The following is a 24114-nucleotide window of genomic DNA, read 5'->3' as shown; positions in this document are numbered from 1 at the left end:
CAAAGTGCGTCAGAGTGATGCCGAACGGTGCCGACGACACCGAACAGAGCACGAGACTTGAGAGAGCAGAGCACATCCATGCGGAAAAGCACATCCGACGGCGAGATGATGGACGCCGACATGCCACCTGATCGAGCCGAAACACCACCAAATTCAAGCGAAATCCCGGATGCATCCGTCCATCCGGCACACTTTCCGATCGTCGGTCTCGGCGCCTCGGCCGGCGGACTGGCGGCCTTCGAGGCGTTCTTCGCGGCGATTCCACCTGACCTGAAAACCGGCATGGCCTTCGTGCTGGTACAGCATCTGGCCCCCGATCACAAGAGCCTCCTGACCGAACTCATCAAGCGCTATACCCGCATGCGGGTGCAGGAGGTCGAGGACGGGATGCGGGTCGAGCCGGACTGTATCTACGTCATCCCGCCCAATCTCGACATGGCGCTCTTCCAGGGCACATTGCGCCTGCTGGAATCGACGGCCGTGCCCGGACGACGGCTGTCGATCGATTTCTTCTTCCGCTCGCTGGCACTCGATCAGCACGAACGGGCGATCGGCGTTCTGCTCTCGGGCTCCGGCAGTGATGGCACCCTGGGCGCGCGCACCATCAAGGGCGAAGGCGGACTGGTCATCGCACAGTCGCCCAAAACAGCGGACTACGATGCCATGCCGCGCAGTGTCATCGCCACCGGGCTGACCGATTTCGTGCTGCCACCGGCGGAGATGCCGGCCCAGATCATGGCCTATGTCGCCCATGCCTTCGGCGCCGGGGCGCGACTGAGCAGCGCGACCGGACAGCCCGGGGACACGCTGAGCAAGATCTGCATCCTGCTGCGTGACCGCACCGGTCATGACTTCTCGCAGTACAAGCAGAGCACCCTGGTCCGCCGCACCGAACGGCGCATGGCGCTGCACCAGATCGACCGCCAGAGCGATTATGTCCGTTATCTCCAGCAAACCCCCGGCGAACTCGACGAGCTGTTCCGTGACCTGCTGATCGGTGTCACCTGCTTCTTCCGCGACACCGACGCCTTCGAGGTGCTGGAGCGCGACATCATCCCGCGCCTGTTCGCCGGCAAGTCGGCCGGGGCGCCGGTGCGGGTCTGGGTCTGCGGCTGCTCGACCGGGGAAGAAGCCTATTCCATCGCCATCCTGCTGCAAGAGCACATCGAGACCCTGAAGCAGAGTTTCCGCGTCCAGGTGTTCGCCACCGACGTCGATGCGCGCGCCATCGAGCAAGCGCGTACTGGATGCTATCCGAGCAGCATCGCTGCCGATGTCTCTGAAGCACGGCTGGCGCGCTATTTTTCGCGCAACCCCGATGGCGATGGCTACCGCATCCAAAAGGGCATCCGCGATCTGCTGATCTTCTCCGAACAGGATGTGATCAAGGATCCGCCCTTCTCGCGCCTGGATCTGATCAGTTGTCGCAACCTGCTGATCTATTTCAACGCTGAGCTGCAAAAGCGCCTGATGCCGATTTTTCACTATGCGCTCAATCCAGAGGGCGTGCTCTTTCTGGGCAACTCGGAGACCGTCGGCGACTCATTCACCCTCTTCAGTCCGCTCAATCGCAAGTGCAAGCTCTTTCTGCGGCGTGAGCATCTGTTCGGGGTTCCGGCGCCGGCCATGGGCGAGTTCCTGACAGCGAATGCGCCTGTCATCAATGCATCTCAGATGCCGGCCCCGCGTGAGCCGCGCCCGGTCAAGGTCGACCTGCGCGTGCTGACCGAACAGACCCTGTTGGCGCATTACAACCCGGTGGCCATTCTCGTCAATGGGCGTGGCGATATCCTTCATATCCTGGGCCGGACCGGTCAGCTCCTGGAGCTGCCCGCCGGTGACACGGCGACCAATATCCTGAGCATGGCCCGCGAAGGACTCGCCCGCCCGCTCACGGCGGCCCTGCATCGCAGTGTGGCACGCAAGGAAGTGGTCCAGGTTCCGAACATCCGCGTCAACACCGATGACAGCTTCGTCCGCGTCGATCTGAGCGTGCGTCCACTGCGGCCGGATCAGTCCGATAGCAGTCGTCCGAGCAATCTGTATCTGGTGGTATTCGAAGCGCCGCGATCCCTGGCGGCGTTAGAAGAGATCCGCGAGGGCGAGGAACCTCAGCCTGAGTCGGGGCGCGACCGGCGCATCGTCGAGCTGGAACTGGAACTACGCGCCAAGGATGAGTATCTCCAGACCACGCTCGAAGAGATGGAGACGGCCAACGAGGAGCTGAAATCGACCAACGAGGAGTTGCAGTCGGTCAACGAAGAGCTGCAATCGACCAACGAGGAACTGGAAACCTCTAAGGAAGAGTTGCAATCGGTCAACGAAGAACTGGCCACCGTCAATGTCGAGCTGCAGAACAAGGTCGTCGATCTCTCGCGCGCCAACAATGACATGAACAATCTGCTCGCCGGCACCGGCGTGGCCACGCTCTTCGTCGACCATCAGTTGCGCATCACCCGTTTCACACCCACGGCGACCCACCTCATCAAGCTCATCAAGACCGACATCGGGCGCTCAGTGGGCGACATTGTCTCCAACCTGGTCAACTATACGGATCTCATGCAGGACACGCTGGCCGTGCTCAATACGCTGGTCACCTGCGAACACGAGGTTCAAACGTTGCAGGGTGACTGGTATCTGATGCGCATCGGTCCCTATCGCACGCTCGACAATGTCATCGAGGGCGCGGTGATCACCTTCGTTGACATCTCCAATCGCAAGCGCATGGAAGATGCGCTGCACTCGGCACGGACCATGGCCGAGGCGATCGTGGATACGGTGCGCGAGCCCTTGCTGGTGCTGACCGAGAAGTGGCGGATCGCCTCGGCCAATCGGGCGTTCTATCGCTGCTTCAAGGTGAGCGAGACCGAAACCCTGGGCCAGCCGCTGTTCAAGCTGGGCGATGGTCAATGGGACATCCCGGCGTTGCGCCAGCTTCTACTTGAGATTCAGTCGACTGGCGCCAGTTTCGACGACTACGAAGTCAGTCATGACTTCCCACATGTCGGAACACGCACCATGCGCCTCAACGCCCGCCAAATCGATCCTGGCGACGACCAGGGCCGTCTGATCCTGCTGGCGATCGAAGATCTCGGGGTGCACACTGCCGCGGCAGATGCTCAGAGCGTTGCAAGTCCATCGGAATCTCTATCACCCGGGAGTCGAAATGAGCGAGCAGACGAATGAAGGATCTGAGCCAAATGAGCACTCCGCAGACGCCGAACCAGGGTTGCGGGCGCGCGCCGAGCAACATCTGCACAGGCGCGCCTATGCCCCCCTCGCGACCCTGACGCCCGAGGCGATCGAGCATTTGATCCATGAACTGCGCGTGCATCAGATCGAGCTGGAATTACAGAACGAGGAACTGCACCGCGCGCAGGACGAACTGGCGCTCCTGCACGCGCGCTACTTCGATCTCTACGAACTTGCCCCGGTCGGCTATCTCACATTGAGCGAGGCAGGCGTGATCCAGGAGGCCAATCTCGCCGCCGCGACCCTGCTCGGGGTCGAGCGCCACTTCGTGACGCAGCAGCGACTGACCCATTTTATCCATCCCGGCGACCAGGACATCCATTACCAGGCGCAACGCCGGCTCCGATCCATGCGCAAGCCCCAATCCTACGAGCTGCGTCTGCGGCGCGAACAGCCCGGGCCGGCGTGCTGGGTGTCTCTGGACATCTGTCTGGCGCCCGAGACGCAGCCGCCGCCGGCGGGTTCCTGCCGCGTCGTCCTGGTCGACATCACAGCGCGCAAGCGCGTCGAGCAGTCCCTGCGCGACAGCGGGGAGCGGCTACGTCTGGTGACCGAGATCGCCGGGTTGAGCTGCTGGGAGTGGGAGCCGCGCACGGATCATGTCATGTTCCCGCCCGACTGGCACTGGCCGCCAAGTGATGCGCCGGACATTCGCCCGACCTGTCTCGTCGACTGGTCCGACGCGCTGCACCTGGAGGATCGCGGTCGCACCCTGGCACAACTCGGGGAGTTCGTTGCCGACCCAACCGGCGCCTGCGAGATCCAGTATCGGTTGCGGGGCGCGGATGGCCGCTACCGCTGGTTCTCGACCCAGCTCGCCCCGCTCTGCGCCTCCGACGGCGCCCTGGAGCGCGTGCTGCTGATCGATCAGGACGTCACACGACGCAAAGAATCCGAGGAGCACGCCATCCGGCTGGCCCAGCAAGACCCACTGACCGGCTTGCCGACACGCGCCCTGTTCGACCAGATCGCGCAGCACATGCTGGCGAGCACCAGCCGCGCAGGCCACCAACTGGCCGTGCTGTTCTTCGATCTGGACCGGTTCAAAGCCGTCAATGATCAGTACGGTCATGCCATCGGGGATCAACTGCTGCAAGCGGTCGCACAGCGGCTACGCGCCGCCTTCCGCGCCGAGGATCTGGTCGCCCGGCTCGGTGGCGATGAATTCATCGTCGTGCTGGCCAATGTGCGCGATACCGAACACGCCACGCGCGTGGCCCGTCATGCCATCGACATCCTGACACCGGCCTACAGGCTGGAGGGGCTGGAGCTGGAGCTGAAGTGTTTCTCCAGTCTGGGCGTCAGTCTCTTTCCGCGCGACGGCGACAGCATCCAGACCCTGCTGCAACAGGCCGATCGCGCCCTCTACCAGGCCAAGCGCTCGAATCCGGGCGGCTATTGGTTCGCCAGCGATCCCGCCAAACCATGACAGTGCCTGGATAACGGCCATTCAAGGCCGTCATCAGCCAAAGCTCAACTGAAGGCCAGCCACCGCCAGGCGCTCGGCCTCCTGCTCCAACTCCAATTGCGTCAACGGATGGGTGCTGAGCCAGTCGTCCGGGAAGCTCAGGGTCAGGTTCTCGCCCTCGACCTGAAGCGTTGGATTCGGTTTGCTGTCGACCGAACGGCCACGGTGCAGCAGCACCGCGAGACGCAGCATCACACAGAGGCGCTGCGCGGCCTGCTGCACGGCCTTGGGTAACGGTGCGAACTCCTGGACCGGAAACTTGCGTCTGTGTCCGAGCACCAGCGCGGCGAGCAGCGTCTGTTCCTGGCGCGTGAAGCCGGGCAAATCGGCATTGCGCAGCAGATAGGCGCCGTGCTTTTGATACTGACTGTGGGCGATCATGACGCCGATCTCGTGCAACCGCGCCGCCCAGGCGAGCAGACGCGGATAGTCGAAATCATCGAGCGACCAGGAGGTGACCAACTGACGGTAGAGGCCCAGCGCCGTCGCTTCGACACGACGGCCATGCTCCTGATCGACGTGGAACTGACGGCAGAGCGTGACGACGGTCCGCTCGCGCACGTCGCCCTGCTGATGGCGACCCATCATCTCGTAGAGCACGCCCTCGCGCAGGGCATAGTCCGAGACCTGCATGTGTGCGATGCCGAGCGAATCGAACACCGAGCGCAGCACGGCCACGCCACCGGCGAACACCGGACGGCGCTCGTCACTCAGGCCCTTGAGATCAAGTGCTGAGACCTTGCCGGCCTTGAGCAGCGCCTCGCGCAACCGCACCAGCGACTCGGCCGAGATGCCATCCTCGCACCAGCCCTCGGCCTGGACCACCGCGGCGATGGCGCGGATCGTCCCCGAGCTGCCCACGGCCCGCTCCCAGCGTGCGCGCCGGAACAGCTCGCGCACCGGCCGGACTTCGAGCGCGCCGGACAGCTCGGCGCGCTGCATGGCCTTGGCCGTGATCCGCCCATCGGCAAAGTGACGGCGCGTCATGCTCACACAGCCCATGTGCAGGCTCTCGCGCAGACGCGGCGAGAAGGCGCGTCCGATGATCATCTCGGTGCTGCCGCCGCCGATGTCGACCACCAGCCGCCGCTCGCCTCCGGCGGCCAACCCATAGGCCACGCCCAGATAGATCAGACGCGCTTCCTCGCGCCCGGCGATGACGTCGATGGACTGACCGAGCGCGGACTCGGCGCGGTCGATGAAATCGGCGCCCGGATCGAGCTGGCGCAGCGTGTTGGTGCCGACAGCGCGCACATCCTCGGGCGCAAAATCGCGCAGACGCTGGCCGAAGCGCTCCAGACAGGCGAGCGCGCGCTCGGCGACCTCGGGCGTGATGGTGTGCTCTTCGGTCAGGCCCTCACCGAGACGCACCATCTCTTTGAGACGGTCGGTGATCTGGACGTGTCCCGCGTCGATACGGGCGACGACCATGTGAAAACTGTTGGAACCGAGATCGACGGCTGCAACGGTTCGTGTCGAGGCCGCATCGGCAGCCTGTACAGCATCTTCAGGCATGGGCTAAATCCGGCGGGAGAACAGGGCGCGAATGATAACAAAGGGCGTGCGCGGACGTTCAGTGCATCGACGCCTGGGATGGAACGCGACCGGCGAAATAGTCGCTCAGGAAGGTGTCGAAATCCACCTCATCCGATGCCTCGATTTCGTGCTGACGCGCAATCGACTCGGCGGCCAGCCGTTCGAAGAGCGCGTTCTGCTCGGGGTCGAGCCGGGCGTCCTTGAACGCCTGCTGATGCGTCTCGGACCAGCGCCAGGCCAGGGCAAAGAAGCCTTCGCCCTGATCGCGCATCTCGGCCAGCATCCGCGCCGAGGGGGTCAGGTCCGGGTGATCGATCTTCTCGCGCTGGCGTTTCAGGCTCGCGACGTGCGGCCCATCCGCGCCGCCGTCGAGCAGTTCCGCGACCCCGAGCATACCGTCGAGGATCTCATGCGCCCAGACGCGCAACTCGATCTCGCGCCGATCACGCGCCAGACGTAGCCCAGGCTCGCGTCCGCGATGGGCGACCCGCACCTGATTTTCGTCGATGTCGCGTCGCTCGCGCGGGGCGATGCGCGGGCTGTCCTGGAGCAGCGCGTACAGCATCAGCGTCTCCAGGAACTCCAGTTGCTCCAGACCCACGCCGAGCGGTTCGAACAGATTGACGTCGAGCGAGCGCAGTTCGACATAGCGAATGCCGCGCCGACGCAGCGCCTGACTTGGCTTCTCCAGCCAGTCGGTGATCTGTTTGGGACGCACCGTGCTGTAGTACTCGTTCTCGATCTGGAGCACCCGGTCGTTGAGCTGCTCGTAGCGATCACCGACCTTGACCCCGATGGTTTCGTAGCGCGGGCAGGGTGTCTCGATGGCCCAGGTCAGACTGCGCACATAGGCATCCAGGCTGTCATAACAGGCCTTCATGCCCGTGCCCTCTTCCTGCTTGTTCTGATAGCCGATGTCGCCCATGCGCAATGAGGTGGCATAGGGATCATAGAGCGTGCAGGCATCGAAGCGTTCCAGATCAGCCTCATGCCCCTGAACGAAACTATCGCAAACCGCCGGTGAGGCGCCGAACAAATAGGGTACCAGCCAACCGAGACGTTGCAGATTGCGGATCATCCCCATCTGCGCTTCAGAGCGAAAAAACGTCGGATCGGCCCGCGCGTCGTGCTCGGCCTGATACAGCGTCCAGAAGGCGTCGGCGAAGGAGAAGTTGAAGTGCACTCCGGCGATCATCTGCATCACCCGTCCATAGCGGTTGCCGAGTCCGCGCCGGTAGACCGTCTTCATGGTCGCCGCATTGGAGCGTCCATAGCGGGCGAGCGGAATCTCAGAGCCGCGCTCGATCACACAGGGCATGCTGGTGGCCCAGAGCCGTTCATCACCAAGATGACGGTTGACGATGACATGGATGTCGCGCAGGACATTGAGCACGGCACGCGGATCGGTCAACGCCGGTGTGACCAGTTCGATCAGAGCTTCGGAAAAGTCGGTCGTGATATGCGGATGTGTGAGCGCCGAGCCGAGCGCGGCCGGATGCGACGTTTGCGCCAACCGTCCATCCGGCGTCACACGCAGACTTTCCTTTTCCAAGCCGATCCGGTTGTCGCCCAGGGCCGCGCTCGCACCCGCCTGATGGAGCCGGCTAAGTGCCGGCTCCAGATCCATCACCGTCGCGCTCAAACTCAATCCCTCATCACCGCGCGTGGCCCGTTGTTGCCACGCTGCATCAGAATGCCATCGGCCAGGATGCGCGCGGCCTCCTCGGCCTCGATACGCGCGATGACCTCGCGCTGCTTCTCCAGCGCCTCCTCGTCGACCTGATCGGCGTCCTCATCGATCGGAGTCAGCCCGCGCGCGCGCAGGAATTGCTCCTGATCGGCCTTGAAGCGCTGATTGCGCTGCTCATCCTCGGCGCGTCGCTCGGATTCACGCAGCGAGACCTGTTTCTGCTCCTCGACCTCGCGTACCAGGCGACTGCGCTCGGTGAGCATCTTGAAGCCTTCATCCTTGCTCACACGCTCGGCAGAGCGGCGCGCGAGCGTCTCGAAATGCATCTCGCCGACCTTCTTGAAGCCTGCCGGGTCGATCTGGGTCCAGGGCAAGGCATTGTCGAGCGAACGCTCGCCATGCTCGCTGATGTAGTCGGCGCTGGGGAATCGGATGTCCGGCTCCACGCCGCGCAGCTGGGTGCTGCCGCCGCTGATACGGAAGAACTCGGCCATGGTCAGACGCAGCCGCCCCAGATCGCTCTTCTCGCCCGGTACATAGCGATTGAGATCGATGAGCGTCTGCACCGTGCCCTTGCCGAAGGTCGGCTCGCCGATGATCAGTCCGCGTCCATAGTCCTGGATGGCGGCGGCGAAGATCTCGGACGCCGAGGCGCTCTCGCGGTCGACCAGGACCGCCAGCGGTCCGGTGTAGGCCACACCCGGATCGCGATCGGCCTCGATCTCGACCTTGCCGAAGGCGTCCTTGACCTGCACCACGGGACCGACGTCGATGAAGAGTCCGGTCAGCGAAGTCGCCTCGGCCAGCGAGCCGCCGCCGTTGGAACGCAGATCGATGAGCAGGCCGTCGATACCGCGCATCACCAGATCATTGATGAGACGGCGCACATCGCGCGTGGTGCTGCGGAAGTCAGCCGTTCCACTACCCTCGGCTTCGAAATCGCGATAGAAGGCCGGGATCTCGATCACCCCGACCTTGAGTCCAGGGGCATTGTCGAGATCCTCGACCACATAGCTCTTGGCGGCCTGATCTTCGAGCTTGATCTCATTGCGCACCAGGGCGACCTCGCGCACCGGCTTGGACGACCCTGTGGCCTTGGGCTGGATCTGCAAGCGCACCACCGAGCCTTTGGGACCGCGGATCTTGTCGACGACATCTTCCAGACGCCAGCCGACGACGTCCTCCATGGAGCCATCGAGTCCCTGGGCCACGCCGAGGATGTGATCGCCGGCATGGATCTGGCCGGACTCGCGCGCCGGACCGCCGGGGACCGTGCTCTGCACGACGGTGTACTCATTGTCCGAGCGCAGTACGGCGCCGATCCCCTCCAGCGAGAGCTTCATGCTGATGTCGAAATTCTCCGAGGTACTCGGCGACATATAGCTGGTATGCGGCTCGAGGGTCTCGGTGTAGGCGTTCATGAACGCTTGGAACACATCGTCCCGCTTGAACTGATGGATGCGCCGGGCCAAGCCTTCATAGCGCTTGCGCAACCGATCGCGCACCTCCTCATCAGACTTGTCGGCCAGCCGCAGCGACAGGTAATCGTGCTTGATGCGTTTGCGCCAGCGCTCGTCGAGTTCAGCCGTGCTACGCGCCCAGGGCGTCTCGTCGGACTCGAAGGTGAAGGTTTCAGCGGTGTCGAATTCGAAGCGGCCATCGAGCTGCTTGAGCGCATAGGCGACGCGCTCGTCGACCCGTGCCCGGTAGACGCGGAAGATATCGAAAGAAATGTCCAGCTCACCCCGGCGCAGACTCTCGTCGAGCTGACGTGCTCCGTTCTGGAACCGCTCCACGTCGCGCGCGAGGAAGAAGGTGCGGTTCGGATCGAGCGCCTTGAGATAGCGATCGAGCACCGAGGCGGCGAAGTCGCGATCGAGCGCGACCTTGCGATAGTGATACCGCTCCAGCACCTTGTTGATGACGATGGCGGCCTTGGTCTGGGTCGGGCTGGGGAAGAGTTCCGACAGGGGCACCGAAGACGGCGCCGCCAGGGTCGTCGTCGCCGCGATCAGGAGGGCGACGAGCAGGAGTGGAAACCGAAAGAGGCGCTGTTTCATTGAACCATGCTCTGTAAATGAATCGCCGGTTCGACCGGACTATTTATAAACCTTGCGCCGATGGAGATCGGTGCGGCGGCTGACCACGCGGTCGACGAACAGCAGGCCGTCGAGATGATCGAGTTCATGTTGGACCGCGCGCGCCTCGAATCCTTCCATTTCATACTGGTGCTCGACGCCGTCGGCGTCCTGGGCCTTGAGCCGGATTTGGGTGGCGCGGATGACGTTGCCGGTGTAGTCCGGAACCGAGAGACAGCCCTCGCGGCCCATGGCGAAGCCTTTCCAATGGGTGATCTCGGGATTGATGAGCACCAGATGACCATGATTGGGCGTCTTGGGCCGTCCCGAAAGATCAAGGATGACGATGCGCTGGAAGTGCGCGACCTGGGGCGCGGCGATGCCGACGGCCGACGGGCCGGCCAGACGGGTCTCTTCCAGATCGGCGATGAAGTCGCGCAACACCTGATCGAAGGACGCAACGGATTCCGAGACCTGCTTGAGACGCGGATCGGGCAGCTTGAGGATATCGAGGATCGCCATGACTCAACCGATCAGCACGTCGACCGGAGAGACATCGACCGAGACACCGCGCTCGGTCAAGGGCGCAAGCGCCCCGGACAGCGTCTCGATGGTCTGATCGCTGTAGCCCTGGATATTCATGATGTAGACCGGGCGTTCACGCTCACCGGCCACGTCAGATTCCAGCTCCAGGATGTTGAACCCCTGCCCGGCCAGGATCTCGGTCACATCAGCGACGATCCCGGCACGATCAGCGCCCGCGACCCGCACCTGAATGTTGGGCAGCAGATGCTGATGCAGCCCGCCGCTCAGCGGATCGAGATGCAGACGCAGACCCAGTTCCCCGGCCACCGGGGCCAGGGCATCCAGGATCTCGGCATCCGGGCGCGCACCACTGACCATCAGCATGATGGTGAAGTTGCCGCCGAGCCGGATCATCGAGGCTTCGCCCAGATTGCAGCCGAGTCCATAGAGCACGCGCGTGACGCGCGAGACGATCCCCGGCCGGTCGGCACCGACCAGGGTCAAGAGGTTCCAGTCAGACAGAGTGTCCGTCACGGTCTTCAGCTCCCATCGCTGTCGTTCGGCGCGAGCCAGATCAGGCTGGCCAGGCGGCCCGTCGTGCCGTCGCGCCGGTAGGAAAAGAAACGTCCCGGCTGAGAGAAGGTGCAGTCCCCTCCCCCATAGACGCGCTCGACGCCGAGTCGCGCGAGTCTGAGCCGGGCAAGTTCGAATAAATCGGCCAGCCAGTGTTCGGCCTGAGCCGCGCTTGGACTCGGGCGAAACGCGGCCGCGGCCTCTGGATCCTCGGCGATGAAGGACACACGCACCTCGGGACCGACCTCGAAGGCGTCGGGTCCGATCGCCGGTCCCATCCAGACCAGCAGCCGTTCGGGCGCAACCCTCATGGCGGCCACCGCGCTCTCCAGCACGCCACCGGCCAGTCCGCGCCAGCCGGCATGGACCGCCGAGACGCGCGTGCCCTGGTCGTCACAGAGCAATAACGGCAGACAGTCGGCGGTCATGACCGCGCAGACCACGCCCGGCGTGCTCGCAACCGCCGCATCGGCCTCGGGAATGGGTGCAGTCGGGCATTCGGCCATCGCCACATCGCGACCATGCACCTGACGCAGCCACAGCGGCGCGGCGGGCAGGCCCAGATGCGAACACAGGATTTCACGGTTGCGCGCGACCCGCTCAGGGTCATCGCCGACATGATCGCCCAGATTCAGGCTGGCGAACGCGCCCTGACTGACACCGCCGAGACGGGTGGTCACGCACGCCCGAACCGACGCCGGTGCCGGCCAGTCAGGCTCGATCAGCTCCATCGGCCACCTCCAGACGAAACAGATCCAATAGCGCTTCGAGATCGGGCGCCATCGGCACCTCCCACTGCATCTCAGCGCCGGTCGCCGGATGGATGAGACCCAGACGGATGGCATGCAGCGCCTGACGCGGAAAGCTCTGGAGCGCGGCCGTCAGCTCGGGACGACAGCCGCGCGGCGGTCGCGGCCGGGCGCCATAGGTCGTGTCGCCGACCAGCGGATGATGGAGATGGGTCATGTGCACGCGAATCTGATGGGTGCGTCCGGTCTCCAGCTCGACCGCCAGCAGCGTATGTCCCGGATAGGATTCCAGAACGCGATAATGGGTGATGGCTTCGCGCCCGTTGCCCACGACCGCCATCTTGACGCGCTGGGTCGGATGACGGCCGATGGGCGCCTCGACCCGACCACCGGCGACCAGGGTGCCCAGTACCAGCGCGCGATACTCGCGATGCACGATCCGTCGCTGGAGCTGCTCGACCAGCGCACAATGGGCCTGGAGCGTGCGCGCGACCACCATCAGCCCGGTGGTGTCCTTGTCGAGCCGATGCACGATCCCGGCGCGCGGCAGGGTCGCCAGCTCGGGCGCCAGATGCAACAGCGCGTTCTGGAGCGTGCCGTCGGGGTTGCCGGCCGCCGGATGCACGACCAGCCCGGCGGGTTTGTTGATCACCAGCAGATGCGCGTCTTCGTAGACCAGATCGAGCGCGATCGCCTGCGGCTGATGCGCATCGACCCGGATCAGCTCGGCCTCGATCCGGATCGACTCGCCGCCCCAGACCTTGTCGCGCACCCGGCACGGCCGATCATCGAGCAGCACCTGGCCGGCCTCGATCCATTGCTGGAGCCGTCCGCGCGAGAACTCAGGCAGCAACTGGGCCAGCACGCGATCGAGCCGGCCACCGGCATGATCGGACGCGACCCGGAGCGAGCGCCGGATGGTTTCGGTGGGCTGGGGATTCATTCAGTGAACGTCCGGCTAGGCGAAGGCGCGCGGCGAAGACCTGTGGTCAGAGATTCGCCAAGACAAGGCTTCGGGTATACTGGCAGCGTTTCGAAACAGATACTCATGCGACATGCCACGAACGTTAACACGATTGACCGCGCTCCTGCTCACCGTGACGCTCGCCGGATGCGGGATCTTCGGCAAGGAGATCGATGAAACCGAGGGCTGGAGCGCCGCCAAGCTCTATTCCGAGGCGGCTTCTGAACTCGACGCCGGTTCCTACAAGCGCGCGATCGAACTCTATCAGAAGCTCGAAGCCCGCTATCCCTTCGGACGCTATGCCATGCAGGCGCAACTGGATGTCGCCTATGCGTATTATCGCGCCGAGGAACCCGAGGACGCGCTCGCCGCTGCCGATCGCTTCATCAAGCTCTATCCCCAGAATCCCTATGTCGACTATGCCTATTATCTGAAGGGCATCGTCAACTACAACCGCAGTGTCGGTTTTCTCGACCGCTTCATCCCGACCGATGCCTCGCAGCGCGATCCGGGGTCAGCCCTCGACGCCTTCAAGGACTTCGCGATCCTGGTCGAGCGCTTCCCGAACAGCAAGTACGCCGAGGACGCGCGCCAGCGCATGGTCTATCTGCGCAGCAACCTGGCCATGAACGAGGTCCATGTCGCGCGCTACTACATGAAGCGCGGCGCCTATCTGGCGGCGGCCAATCGCGCCAACTATGTCATCCAGCACTATCAGCGCACCAGCGCCGTGGACGATGCGCTGGAGGTGCTGATCGATGCCTATCGCGCGCTCGGTAAGGAGGATCTGGCGGCCGACGCCAAGCGGGTGCTCGATATCAACCGCCAGCAAGAGCGTTTCATTGCTGACGAGGTCCAGCCCGAGAAGGTCGATCTGGCACGCCGCTTCTGGGACTATCTCCAGCTCGACCAGAACTGAGCCTCAGATCGCCGCCTCGTCTTCCTCGCCGGTACGGATGCGCACCACGCGCGTGACGTCCGAGACGAAGATCTTGCCATCACCAATCTTGCCGGTGCGCGCGGCGGTGGTGATGGCATTGATACATTCCTCGACCTGATCGTCGGCCAGCACCAGCTCGATTTTGACCTTGGGCAGGAAATCGACGACATACTCCGCGCCGCGATAGAGCTCAGTGTGGCCCTTTTGGCGGCCGAAGCCCTTGACCTCGATCGCCGTCATGCCCGTGATGCCGGCGGCCGACAGTGCCTCGCGCACGTCGTCCAGCTTGAAGGGTTTGATGATCGCTTCGACCTTTTTCATGCAGCTCTCCCGTTGAACCGTATCCGCTGAGTCAATGACGGATCAGTATAAGTGGACCGCCGGGGGATGAACAGCGCCGGGGGACATGCGACACCCTAGGTTTCACTAGAAACCGCTGGTGATCGGATAGCGCCGGTCGCGCCCGAAGGCCCGTTGCGAGATGCGCACGCCGGGCGGGGCCTGACGGCGCTTGTATTCGTTGCGGTCGACCAGTCGGGCCACGCGCTGGACGACATCGGCCGGATAGCCTTGAGCGACGATGGCCTCCACGCCCTCGTCGTCCTCGATATAGCACTTGAGGATGGCATCGAGCAGCTCATAGGGCGGCAGACTGTCCTGGTCGGTCTGATCCGGTCGCAACTCGGCCGAGGGTGCGCGCTCGATCACCCGCTCCGGGATCACCGGTGAACGGCTGTTGCGATAGCGCGCCAGACGATAGACCAGCATCTTGGGCACGTCCTTGATCGGTGCGAAGCCCCCGGCCATGTCGCCATAGAGTGTGGCATAGCCCACGGCCATCTCGCTCTTGTTGCCCGTGGTCAGGAGGATGCGCCCGGACTTGTTGCTGATGGCCATGAGGAGGATGCCGCGACAGCGCGCCTGGATGTTCTCCTCGGTGACATCCACCGGCTGACCGGCGAAAACGGGTTCGAGCAGGTCGAGGAAGGCGCGAAAGGCCGGCTCGATCGGGATGACGCGGGTCGACACGCCCAGACGCCGGGCTTGTTCGAGTGCGTCCTCGTTGCTCATGTCGGCGGTATAGCGTGAGGGCATGAGCACGGCCTCGACCCGCTCGGCGCCGAGCGCGTCCACGGCGATGGCCAGGGTCAGGGCCGAGTCGATGCCGCCGGAGAGTCCCAGCACCGCGCCCTCGAAGCCGTTCTTGCGCACATAGTCGCGCACGCCCAGCACCAACGCCGTGTAAATCGTCTCCTCCTCGCCCGGCAACTCCGCGAGCGGTTCCAGGCCAGCCGTCACCGGGGCACCCTCGGCGTTGAGCTTCAGGGTCAGAGCGGTTTCGACGAACGCCGGCGCGCGCTGCGTGATCCGGCCATCGGGATCGACGACGAAGGAGCCGCCATCGAACACCAGTTCGTCCTGACCGCCGACCAGATTGGCATAGAGGATGGTCAGTCCATGGGCGCGGGCGCGCCGCGACACCAACACCTCGCGCTCGATCGTCTTGCCGCCGTGGAAGGGTGAAGCGTTGAGATTGAGCAGCACCTGAGCACCGGCTTCGGCGGCCTGGCGGGTCGGTTCCTCCCACCAGATGTCTTCGCAGACACTCAGGCCGAAACGCAGTCCGCAGTGCTCGAAGACGGTCGCGCTGGCGCCCGGCTGGAAATAGCGCTTCTCGTCGAAGACGCTGTAATTGGGCAGATGCTGCTTGGCGTACTCAGCGATCAGGGCGCCGTCGCGGATGACGCCGGCGACGTTGAACAGTCCGCCGACCGAGGCGCGCGGATAGCCGAGTACCAGGGTGATGCCCCGGATCTCCGACTGGAGGCGTTCCAGTGCCGTCTCGACCCGCATGATGAACTCAGGCCGCAGCAGCAGATCCTCGGGCGGATAGCCGGTCAGGGCCAGCTCAGGGCAGACCAGCAGTTCGACGCCCTGCTCGCGGGCGCGCCGGGCCGCTGCGATCAGACGCTCGGCATTGCCGGCCACGTCGCCGACCAGGGGGTTCATTTGCAGGATTTCGATGCGACAGGACACGTTCACGGCTCCGGGAGTGCGGTGGGATCGATCAGGCAATTTGCACGATTTGATTGAGGATTGTGCAGACTTCGATGAATTGGGCCTCGCCGCAACGTTCAACCTTAACCGTCGGCCTTGATCCGCGCGATCAGTTCGCCCAAAACCTGTTCGGCGCGATCATTGTCCACCTGACAGGTGCCGGCGGCCTGGTGCCCGCCGCCGCCGTACTCCAGCATCAGCTCGCCGACATTGGTCTTGGAGCCACGGTCGAAAATGGATTTGCCGGTGGCAAACACCGTATTCTGCTGCTTGACGCCCCAGAGCACATGGATGGAGATGTTGCACTGTGGAAAGAGCGCATAAATGATGAAGCGGTTGCCGGCCCAGATGGTCTCCTCGCCGCGCAGATCCAGCACGACCAGATTGCCGTGGACGGTGGCGCAGCGCCGGATCTGTTCCTTGCACTTGTCTTCCTGCTCGAAATACAGCTCGACCCGCTCCCGGACATCCGGCAGGGCCAGGATCTCATCGATGTCGTGGTTCTTGCAGTAGTCGATCAGATCCATCATCAGGTTGTAGTTGGAGATACGGAACTCGCGGAAGCGCCCGAGTCCGGTACGCGCGTCCATCAGAAAGTTCAGCAGCACCCAGCCCTTGGGGTTCAGCACCTCGTCCTGATCGAACTGGGCCGAATCGCCCTTGTCCACCGCCGCCATCATCTCGTCCCACGCCGCCGGGAAGGCGTCGTGACCGCCGTAATGACGCCAGACCACACGCGCCGCCGAGGGGGCATCGGCGTCGATGATGTGATTGTCATGCTGACCGGTGCGTAGCGTCTCGGACAGATGATGATCGAAGGCGAGATAGACGCCCTCGACATAGGGCAGATTGGTGGTGATGTCGCGGCCGTTGATCGCGATCTTGCCATCCTGCATGTCCTTGGGATGGACGAAGGTGATGTCGTCGATTAGATCCAGATGTTTGAGCAGAACGGCGCACACCAGGCCGTCGAAATCACTGCGTGTAACAAGACGGAACTTCTGGTCGGACATGAGGCGTCTCCGGGTAAATTGGATGGCGGTTGCTCTGGCGGGCATGATACGCAAGTCGGTTGGCCGTTGGCACTCGACGTTTATGTCCGAATTGGACTCACTGACGGTCCAGAGAAACCAGACGATTGTTCGGATCGATCGTGGCGCAGAACTGGCCCTGAATGCCGGCATGGGTGACGAAACGGCGCAGGTTCGCCGCCGGGATCGACAGCGTGCGCCCGTTATGGGCACGCACGACCACGCGTGCGGCTCCGCCCTGGTAATAACGCAGATACTCGGTGCGCGGGATGTTCAGGCTGAAATAGAAGTAACGCATCGGGAGTGTGAATAGACGCCGGTGGTCCTCAAGCCTGATCGAGCACGAATTCGACCGCGACCATCCGCCCGTCCTCACCGTGGTCGATCCGTATCACGCGCGCGCTCCGGCGCAGTGGCTCGATGCGTTTACTGGGACTGCACACGAGAATCTCCAGGTCTTCACCCGGCTCGATCGGGCAATCAGAGCGAAAGGCGCATCCCGTGGCACTCAGGTTGACCAGGTTGGCGGTCATGGATTCACGGGTCACCAAACGGATAATAGTGACATCGGTCTCGGTCTCCAGCCGCCTGAAATTGCGGCGTTCGTCATTGACGAGCATCGTGGCTTTTTCTCCTCTGCGAACGAAACGCGATCATTTCGAGACAAGCGCGTCCTCGGATCATATCTTGAACCGTCCTGAGCTATCTTGAAGACTGGTCGCCAGCCTGGCCAGCTCGCCGCTGGCGGCGGCCGCCTGCATCGACCCATCTGAAATCTGGCTCACACTCTGCGACATCGATTGGATGTTACGGTTGATTTCCTCGGCCACGGCCGATTGCTCCTCGGCCGCACTCGCGATCTGCGTGTTCATGTCATTGATACGGGCGATGGCGGCGGCGATGGCACGCAGTGATTCGCCGGCCTGGCGCGCCTGATCCACACCCTCGCCGGCCCGGACACGGCCCTGCTCCATGACCGCGACCGCGCCGGCCGACCCCGACTGCACACGCTCGATCTTGCCCTGAATGTCCTGGATCGAGTCCTGGGTGCGACTGGCCAGGGTTCGAACCTCGTCGGCGACCACGGCGAAGCCGCGCCCCTGCTCGCCGGCGCGGGCGGCCTCGATGGCCGCGTTCAGGGCCAGCAGATTGGTCTGCGCCGCCACACCGCGAATCACGTCGAGCACGGCGCCGATCTCGCGGCTGTCGTCCGACAGACGGGTGATGACCTGGCCGGCGGACTCGACCTCACCGGCGAGTGCCTCGATCGCGGCGATGGCCTGGGCGACGACCTGAGAGCCGGCCTCGGCCTCGCGGTCGGTCTCCTGAGCGGCACGCGCGGCCTCGGCGGCATGGCGCGCGACCTCCTCGACCGTGGCCGTCATTTCATGGATGGCGGTGGCGACCTGATCGGTCTCGGAGAGCTGATGGCGGACCTGCTCGCTGGTCTCGCCGCTGGTGAGCGACAGCTCCTCAGCCGCCGAGGCCAGATGCGTCGAGACACCAGCGACGTCCTTGACCATCGCGTGGATGCGCTCGACGATGAGGTTGAAGGTTCGCGCCAGCTCGGCCAGCTCGTTTTGGCCCTCGGCGGGGAGGCGCTGACTGAGATCACCCTCACCCTCGGCGATCTCCCGCAGGCGCGCGGTGACCTGGCGGATAGGGCCGGTGATCATGCGCGACATTCCGAAGATCCCCAGGATGCCGACCGCGACCACGATCAAGAGGGCTACACTCATCCCAAGCACCATCTCGGTCATGCCCTTGGCGACGATGGCCGAGGCGCGCGTCTTGGGGACCCCGAGTCCGAATACGCCGATCACCTGGCCCGAAGTATCGAGCAGCGGCTCGTAAGCCGTCAGATGCGGCACGCCCAGGACATCGGATTCGCCTACATAGCGCTCGCCCTGAGTTAAGGGCGCATGGGCTGCGCTCGACTCGCCGAGTCGGGTGCCGAGCTGACGCTGCCCCTCAGCATTGCGCACACTGGTCGCGATACGGACGAAGTCCGTGCCCTCGCGCTCAAAGAGGCTGAACACCAGCCCCAGGTCACGACTGATGGCGTCGGGCATCTCCGTGCGTCCTGAGATCGGACGCCCCTGGGCGTCGACCAGCTTGCCGTCCTGGAAGCTCAGCTGGCCGAAATCACGCGCGATGTAGAGCTTAGCGGCGCGCAGATCGCCATCGGCCTTGGTGAGCAGCATCTGATTCACCAGGGTTTTCGCCATGGAAGAGGCCGTGAGATAGGCAATCAGAACCAGCGCGGCGCCGATCAGCAGAATACCGGGGATGGCGGCGACCACGAGCCGAGAACGAATAGTGAGGTTTTTCCACATAGGGGACTCATCAGTGTATTGGAAATAAGAACAGGGTTTTTTGGCCTGATCCCGCTCCCTGGCACCATCACCTGATTGTAGCCGACCCGTTGCAGACGTGCGCCAATCGCGAGCAGGCGCCGGATTTGGTTCAATTTCGTTGCGGTTCGTTGGGGTCTGTATCCGGCTTGGCATCGGGCCGACATCTGGGATCGACACTGTCCTGATCGAGGATCTCGTCCTCGTCGAGCAGCAGGCGCTGCCCGTCGCCTTCCAGATCGTCGAACTGACCGCTGCGCGCGGCCCAGAACAGCACGGCGACCGCCGCCAGGCCCAGAAGCAGCATTCCGGGGATCAGGCCGTAGATGACTTCCATTGCGAGAGGCTCGATTGATGGGGTCAGACAGGCATTGAATCAGAAACCGATCGGATCGGAAATGATTGTTTGCCGGATGAGTTGAAGAGCGCGCCGAGACGCGCCGAGTTACCGATCACCGCCAGACTGCTCAGCGGCATGGAGACGGCTGCGACCAGCGGCGTGATGACGCCGGCCATGGCCAGCGGCACCATGATCAGATTGTAAAGGATGGAGAGCGCGATGTTCTGCCGGATGGTGACGAGCGTGCGCCGCGAGAGTTCGGCCGCCTCCAGCACCCGTTCCAGCTCGCTCGACATGAGCACGATGTCAGCGCTGGCGATCGAGACATCAGTGCCACTGCCCATGGCGATGCCGACATCGGCGCGCACCAGGGCCGGGGCGTCGTTGACGCCATCGCCGATCATGGCGACCGGCGCGCCGGCGCGCTGAAGGTCGTCGATGACGCGATCCTTGTCTTCGGGCAGCACCTCGGCGATCAGCTCGACCGGGCCGAGCCGGCCGGCGATACGCTCGGCGGCGGCGCGCCGGTCGCCTGTCAGCAGCGTGACCCGAATCCCCTGAGCGCGCAGACGTGCGACCACCGACTCGGCGCCTGGACGCAAGCGGTCTTCCAGTCCCAACCGTTGGGTCAGGCGACCGTCGATGGCACAGAAAATCTGGCTGGCCGGCTCGGCGGTTGAGTCGGACGGCAAGGCGACGCCCTGACGCGCCAGCCATTCCGCACGCCCGATGGCGATAGCGCGACCCGCGACCCGACCGGCGATGCCCTGGCCAGGCTCGACCTCGACGGCGTCCACCGCCAGACCGCTGAGATCGATCTTGGTCCGCTCGCACAGATCCAGCACGGCCATTGCGGCCGGATGTTCAGATAACCGCTCCAGCGCCCCGATCAGACGCAGGTCGGCACGCTGTTCATCGCTCAAATCCAATGACTCGGGATCGAGCACGCGCCACGCCTCTCCGGTCCCGGCGATGGCCACCACCGCCGGACGCCCCTCGGTCAGGGTACCGGTCTTGTCGAAGACCAAATGCCGGATGCTCGACAACCGCTCCAGCACCGCCCCGTTCTTGATCAGGATACCGCGCGCCGCGCCCACTCCGGAGGCGACCGCGACCGCCATCGGCGTGGCCAGACCGAAGGCGCAGGGACAGGTGATGATGAGCACAGCGGTCGCCGCAGTCAGCGCGCGTTCCAGATCGATCTGGACCCAGAAGATAAAAGTCAGGGTCGCCAGCCCCAGCGTCGCGGCGACGAACCAGGGCACGATGCGATCGGCCAGACGCTGGATCGGCGCGCGGCTTGCCTGGGCGTCCTCGACCAGCCGGATGATGCGCCCGAGCGTGGTCTCGGCAAGCAGACCCGTGATGCGCACCTGGAGCACCCCTGCCCCATTGATGGTTCCGGCCGAGACCCGGTCGCCCGTTCCCTTGGGTACGGGACGCGACTCGCCGGTCAGCATCGACTCGTCGACGCCGCTGCGACCATCCAGGATCGTGCCATCGACCGGGATGCGCTCGCCGGGACGCACCAGCACCCGCTCATCGACGACGAGCGTGCGGATCGGCACCACCGCTTCGCTGCCGTCGTCCTGGAGCCGGGTCGCGACCCTGGGCTGGAGATCGAACAGCCGTTGGGTGGCAGCTACGGCGCGCCGGCGCGAGATCGCCTCCAGATAGCGCCCGACCAGGATCACGAACAGAAAATTGACCACCGTGTCCCAGTAGACCGCACCGATCTCGGAGCCGCCGAGCGTCACATAGAGCGAATAACCATAGGTGACACTGACCCCGATGGCGATCGGCAAATCCATGCTCAGATGGCCCGAGCGCAGACCCGACCAGGCGCCCTGGTAGAAGGGTGCGCCCGAATAGAGGATGGTCGGGGTGGCGAGCAGGAAGCCGAGCCAGTGGAAGAGTTCGCGAAACTCGCCCTGATCGGCGCCGCTGTAGAGCGCGATCGAGATCCACAGCAGGTTCATCATGGCGAAGCCGGCCCAGGCGAGCCGGAACAGCAGGGCGCGGTTCTCGCGCGCGACGGCGCCCTCGGAGGCGTCCGGATCGAAGGGCGTGGCGGCATAGCCCAGATCGGCGAGCCGGCGCAGGATACGCGACAGCGCCAGCCGTCCGTTGTCCCAGCGCACCCGCAGCCGGCGCCCGGTGAGATTGACCCGCGCCTCCTCGACGCCGGGGAGCGACTGGAGTCCGCGCTCGATCAGCCAGACACAGGCCGCGCAGTGGATGCCCTCGACCAGGAGGTTGATCTCGCGGTCTTCGGCGGCGACGTCGGTGAACTCCTCCTGCACCGCGTCCAGATCGAAGAGCGCCAGATCCTCGGGCGGCTCGGGCGGCGGGCCAAGCAGGAGGCCGTCCGGGGTGCGTCGATAGAAGCCTTCCAGCCCCGCCGCATGGATGGCGAGACAGACCGACTTGCAGCCGGTGCAGCAGAAGGCGCGCTCGGTGCCCGCGATCTCAGCCGTCTCGCGCGTGCCGGCGACGATCGGTAGACCGCAATGGAAACAGTACTCGCCATCCACCCGTTAGGGTGCCCCGACCGTGAGACGCTCGCTGACGCTGAACTCATCCTCGCCCAGACGCGCGACGATCAGGGTGTCCCAGACGCCGATCAAGGGAAAGGCCGTCTCGACCACATAGCGCCCGCGATCCTCGCGGCTCATGGTCAGCGCAAAGTCGCGCGCGGCATCCGAGGGTCGGTAGGCGTGGAAGGTGACGGCCTCGGGATCGACCGGCTGACCGGCGCGATCGACGAAGAAGACGCGGATGGATTCGCGCTGGCCGGCGTGCAGTGACGCTGGAATATCGGCCTGGATCAGCCAGCCCGGATCACGCGCCTGGCGGGTCAGGAGGGTGCGCTCGTAGTTGCGGCCACGCTCATAGTAGTCGGCGTTGACCAGGCCCGGATTGGTGGCGAAGGCCAGATAGACCATGACCAGATTGACGGCCAGCACCACGACGATCAGCCCGAGCCAACCGAGCACCCAGGGATTGCGCAGGGCCGCGTTGGGCTGAAAATGGGCCTGGAGACGGGTTTGGATGTGGGTCATCATCGGCGCTTAGCCTCGCTGTGCTGAGAAGTTGCGCCCACTCAATCCGGGCGCGGCTTGGGACCGACGAAGACACTCTCACGCTCGGTCGCCGCCTGCTCGCCCGTGGTCCGGCTGGCTTCGATCTGGAAGAGGATCGGCTGCTGCTCGGCCTTGAGCGCCTGGTGTGGAATGCGCACGAAAACGGTCGCCGGTGTCACGCCGCCGGGCGCGGTCGCGATCGGCTGCTCGGCGCCGACGAGCGTCAGGTCATCATGCCCCGTGGCGCGCACCCTCACGGCCAGCGACTCATGGGTCTTGTTGAGGATCTTGAGGGTGTATTTGTTCTGGATCGAGCCATCGCTCTGGAGCACGAACAGCGGGGCGCGCTCGTGCAGCACCCGGAGTTCGAGCGGGGCCAGCGAGGTCAGCCCATAGAGGATGCCGGACAGCGACAGTCCCAGGATGAGGACATAGACCCAGACGCGCGGCCGGAGCCACAACCGACTGGTGCGACGCCCTTCGAGTTCGTCGAGCGAGGCATAGCGGATGAGTCCACGCGGCCGGCCGACCTTGTCCATGACCTGATCACAGGCATCGAGACAGAGCGCGCAGGTGATGCAGCCTTCCTGCTGACCGCGCCGGATGTCGACCCCGGTCGGACAGACCGCCACGCACTGATTGCAGTCGACGCAATCGCCGCTCGTCCGCTCCCCGCCTTCCTCGTGCTTGACGCGACCGCGCGGCTCGCCACGGTGCTCGTCATAGGTGGGGATGATGGTCGAGCGGTCGAGCATCACGCCCTGGATGCGCGCATAGGGACAGAGCCAGAAGCAGGTCTGCTCGCGCAGGAATCCGGCCAGTACATAGGTGCCGGCCGTGAAGAGCACGACCGTGATATAGGCCGCGCCATTGGCCTGACCGGTGAAGAAGGTCCACCACAGCGTCGGCGCATCGGTGAACCAGGCTACGAAGCTGAATCCGGTCAGAAAACCGATCAGGAGCCACAGACCATGTTTGATCGCGCGGACTTTGAGCTTCTCACGGCTCATCGGTGCCGCGTCGAGCTTGCGTCGCGCCGCCGGTGGCCCCTCCAGACGTTCCTCGATCCAGGTGAAGATGTCGGTCCAGACGGTCTGGAAGCAGAAGAAACCGCACCAGACCCGCCCGACGAGCGCCGTCATCACCGCCAGCAGGATGGCGAAAAACAGCAGCAGCAGCGACAGCATCCAGAAGTCCTGCGGCAGCACGGTGACCGAGAACAGATGGTACTGACGGTTGGGGATGTCGAACAGCACGGCCTGCTGGCCGTTCCAGCGCACATAGGGACCGAGCAGATAGATCAGCCACACCGAGGCCATCGCCCACTTGATGGTCCGCCAGCGGCCCGTGATCCGCTTGGCATGGATGGTCTGGCCGCCGGCGTTGACGTGCCAGTCGTCGGCCTCGGCGTAGAGCGCGTCGACCGCGACCGGCGTGGTCGATTCAGGATCAGTCTTTAATTGAGCCACAGCT

General features: G+C 64.3%; 20 protein-coding genes. 3 read left to right on the top strand and 17 right to left on the bottom strand.

Annotated features, from left to right (window positions below; all coding sequences use genetic code 11):
• Positions 1–78: 78 nt before the first annotated feature.
• Both GJ668_RS03675 and GJ668_RS03670 read left to right on the top strand, forming a co-directional pair.
• Positions 79–3186: a chemotaxis protein CheB gene (locus tag GJ668_RS03675; RefSeq protein ID WP_155448766.1), complete on the top strand. Its 3108-nt coding sequence runs from the start codon at positions 79–81 to the stop codon at positions 3184–3186.
• Positions 3167–4681 carry a sensor domain-containing diguanylate cyclase gene (locus GJ668_RS03670; RefSeq protein WP_155448765.1) on the top strand — a complete coding sequence of 505 codons (1515 nt, stop codon included), beginning with the start codon at positions 3167–3169 and terminating at the stop codon, positions 4679–4681. The genes GJ668_RS03675 and GJ668_RS03670 overlap by 20 nt, the downstream gene beginning before the upstream one ends.
• Before the next feature lie 33 nt (positions 4682–4714).
• Here the strand turns inward: GJ668_RS03670 and ppx are convergent, their stop codons facing one another.
• Genes ppx through rluD form a run of 7 tightly spaced genes read right to left on the bottom strand, consistent with a single transcriptional unit; the run spans position 4715 to position 12814 of the window.
• Positions 4715–6235: an exopolyphosphatase gene (ppx, locus tag GJ668_RS03665; RefSeq protein WP_155448764.1), complete on the bottom strand. Its 1521-nt coding sequence runs from the start codon at positions 6233–6235 to the stop codon at positions 4715–4717.
• 58 nt (positions 6236–6293) lie between these two features.
• On the bottom strand, positions 6294–7883 hold the full coding sequence (gene gshA, locus GJ668_RS03660; RefSeq protein ID WP_155448780.1) for a glutamate--cysteine ligase: 1590 nt from the start codon (positions 7881–7883) through the stop codon (positions 6294–6296).
• A 17-nt stretch (positions 7884–7900) separates the two neighbouring features.
• Positions 7901–10006 (bottom strand): carboxy terminal-processing peptidase, encoded by a 2106-nt coding sequence (locus GJ668_RS03655; RefSeq protein ID WP_155448763.1) that lies wholly within the window; start codon positions 10004–10006, stop codon positions 7901–7903.
• Between the two features lie 39 nt (positions 10007–10045).
• Entirely contained in the window at positions 10046–10546 is a 501-nt protein-coding gene (gene def, locus GJ668_RS03650; protein WP_155448762.1) for a peptide deformylase, read from the bottom strand.
• A 3-nt stretch (positions 10547–10549) separates the two neighbouring features.
• Positions 10550–11083: a glycine cleavage system transcriptional repressor gene (locus GJ668_RS03645; RefSeq protein ID WP_343032170.1), complete on the bottom strand. Its 534-nt coding sequence runs from the start codon at positions 11081–11083 to the stop codon at positions 10550–10552.
• A gap of 5 nt (positions 11084–11088) precedes the next feature.
• Positions 11089–11853: a peptidoglycan editing factor PgeF gene (gene pgeF / locus GJ668_RS03640; protein WP_155448761.1), complete on the bottom strand. Its 765-nt coding sequence runs from the start codon at positions 11851–11853 to the stop codon at positions 11089–11091.
• Positions 11834–12814: a 23S rRNA pseudouridine(1911/1915/1917) synthase RluD gene (gene rluD, locus GJ668_RS03635; RefSeq protein ID WP_155448760.1), complete on the bottom strand. Its 981-nt coding sequence runs from the start codon at positions 12812–12814 to the stop codon at positions 11834–11836. Before rluD ends, pgeF begins: the two co-directional genes overlap by 20 nt.
• A 112-nt stretch (positions 12815–12926) precedes the next feature.
• Here rluD and GJ668_RS03630 point away from each other — a divergent pair, with 112 nt between their 5' ends.
• Positions 12927–13754 carry an outer membrane protein assembly factor BamD gene (locus GJ668_RS03630; RefSeq protein WP_155448759.1) on the top strand — a complete coding sequence of 276 codons (828 nt, stop codon included), beginning with the start codon at positions 12927–12929 and terminating at the stop codon, positions 13752–13754.
• Positions 13755–13757: 3 nt separating this feature from the next.
• Here the strand turns inward: GJ668_RS03630 and GJ668_RS03625 are convergent, their stop codons facing one another.
• From GJ668_RS03625 to ccoG, 10 genes are all read right to left on the bottom strand, one after another.
• The gene (locus tag GJ668_RS03625; RefSeq protein ID WP_155448758.1) at positions 13758–14096 is read right to left on the bottom strand and encodes a P-II family nitrogen regulator; all 339 of its coding nucleotides are present in this window, start codon (positions 14094–14096) and stop codon (positions 13758–13760) included.
• A 105-nt stretch (positions 14097–14201) separates the two neighbouring features.
• Positions 14202–15812 (bottom strand): NAD+ synthase, encoded by a 1611-nt coding sequence (locus GJ668_RS03620; RefSeq protein ID WP_186342859.1) that lies wholly within the window; start codon positions 15810–15812, stop codon positions 14202–14204.
• 104 nt (positions 15813–15916) lie between these two features.
• Positions 15917–16846: an exopolyphosphatase gene (locus GJ668_RS03615; protein WP_155448756.1), complete on the bottom strand. Its 930-nt coding sequence runs from the start codon at positions 16844–16846 to the stop codon at positions 15917–15919.
• A 97-nt stretch (positions 16847–16943) separates the two neighbouring features.
• Positions 16944–17162 carry a DUF2835 domain-containing protein gene (locus GJ668_RS03610; RefSeq protein WP_155448755.1) on the bottom strand — a complete coding sequence of 73 codons (219 nt, stop codon included), beginning with the start codon at positions 17160–17162 and terminating at the stop codon, positions 16944–16946.
• Between the two features lie 28 nt (positions 17163–17190).
• Positions 17191–17484, bottom strand: a complete 294-nt coding sequence (locus GJ668_RS03605) for a PilZ domain-containing protein (RefSeq protein ID WP_155448754.1) — start codon at positions 17482–17484, stop codon at positions 17191–17193.
• Between the two features lie 60 nt (positions 17485–17544).
• On the bottom strand, positions 17545–19200 hold the full coding sequence (locus tag GJ668_RS03600) for a methyl-accepting chemotaxis protein (protein WP_155448753.1): 1656 nt from the start codon (positions 19198–19200) through the stop codon (positions 17545–17547).
• A 130-nt stretch (positions 19201–19330) separates the two neighbouring features.
• Positions 19331–19555: a cbb3-type cytochrome oxidase assembly protein CcoS gene (gene ccoS, locus GJ668_RS03595; RefSeq protein ID WP_155448752.1), complete on the bottom strand. Its 225-nt coding sequence runs from the start codon at positions 19553–19555 to the stop codon at positions 19331–19333.
• A gap of 23 nt (positions 19556–19578) precedes the next feature.
• On the bottom strand, positions 19579–22092 hold the full coding sequence (locus tag GJ668_RS03590) for a heavy metal translocating P-type ATPase metal-binding domain-containing protein (protein WP_186342858.1): 2514 nt from the start codon (positions 22090–22092) through the stop codon (positions 19579–19581).
• 3 nt (positions 22093–22095) lie between these two features.
• Positions 22096–22623, bottom strand: coding sequence for a FixH family protein (locus tag GJ668_RS03585; RefSeq protein ID WP_155448751.1), 528 nt, complete (start codon positions 22621–22623; stop codon positions 22096–22098).
• Between the two features lie 38 nt (positions 22624–22661).
• Complete coding sequence (gene ccoG / locus GJ668_RS03580; protein ID WP_186342857.1) at positions 22662–24110, bottom strand: cytochrome c oxidase accessory protein CcoG; 1449 nt, start codon at positions 24108–24110, stop codon at positions 22662–22664.
• Positions 24111–24114: the final 4 nt, after the last annotated feature.

Origin of the sequence: Allochromatium palmeri (assembly GCF_009720725.1) — a bacterium.
GTDB lineage: Bacteria > Pseudomonadota > Gammaproteobacteria > Chromatiales > Chromatiaceae > Thermochromatium > Thermochromatium palmeri.
This window is presented reverse-complemented; position numbering and strand designations above follow the sequence as displayed.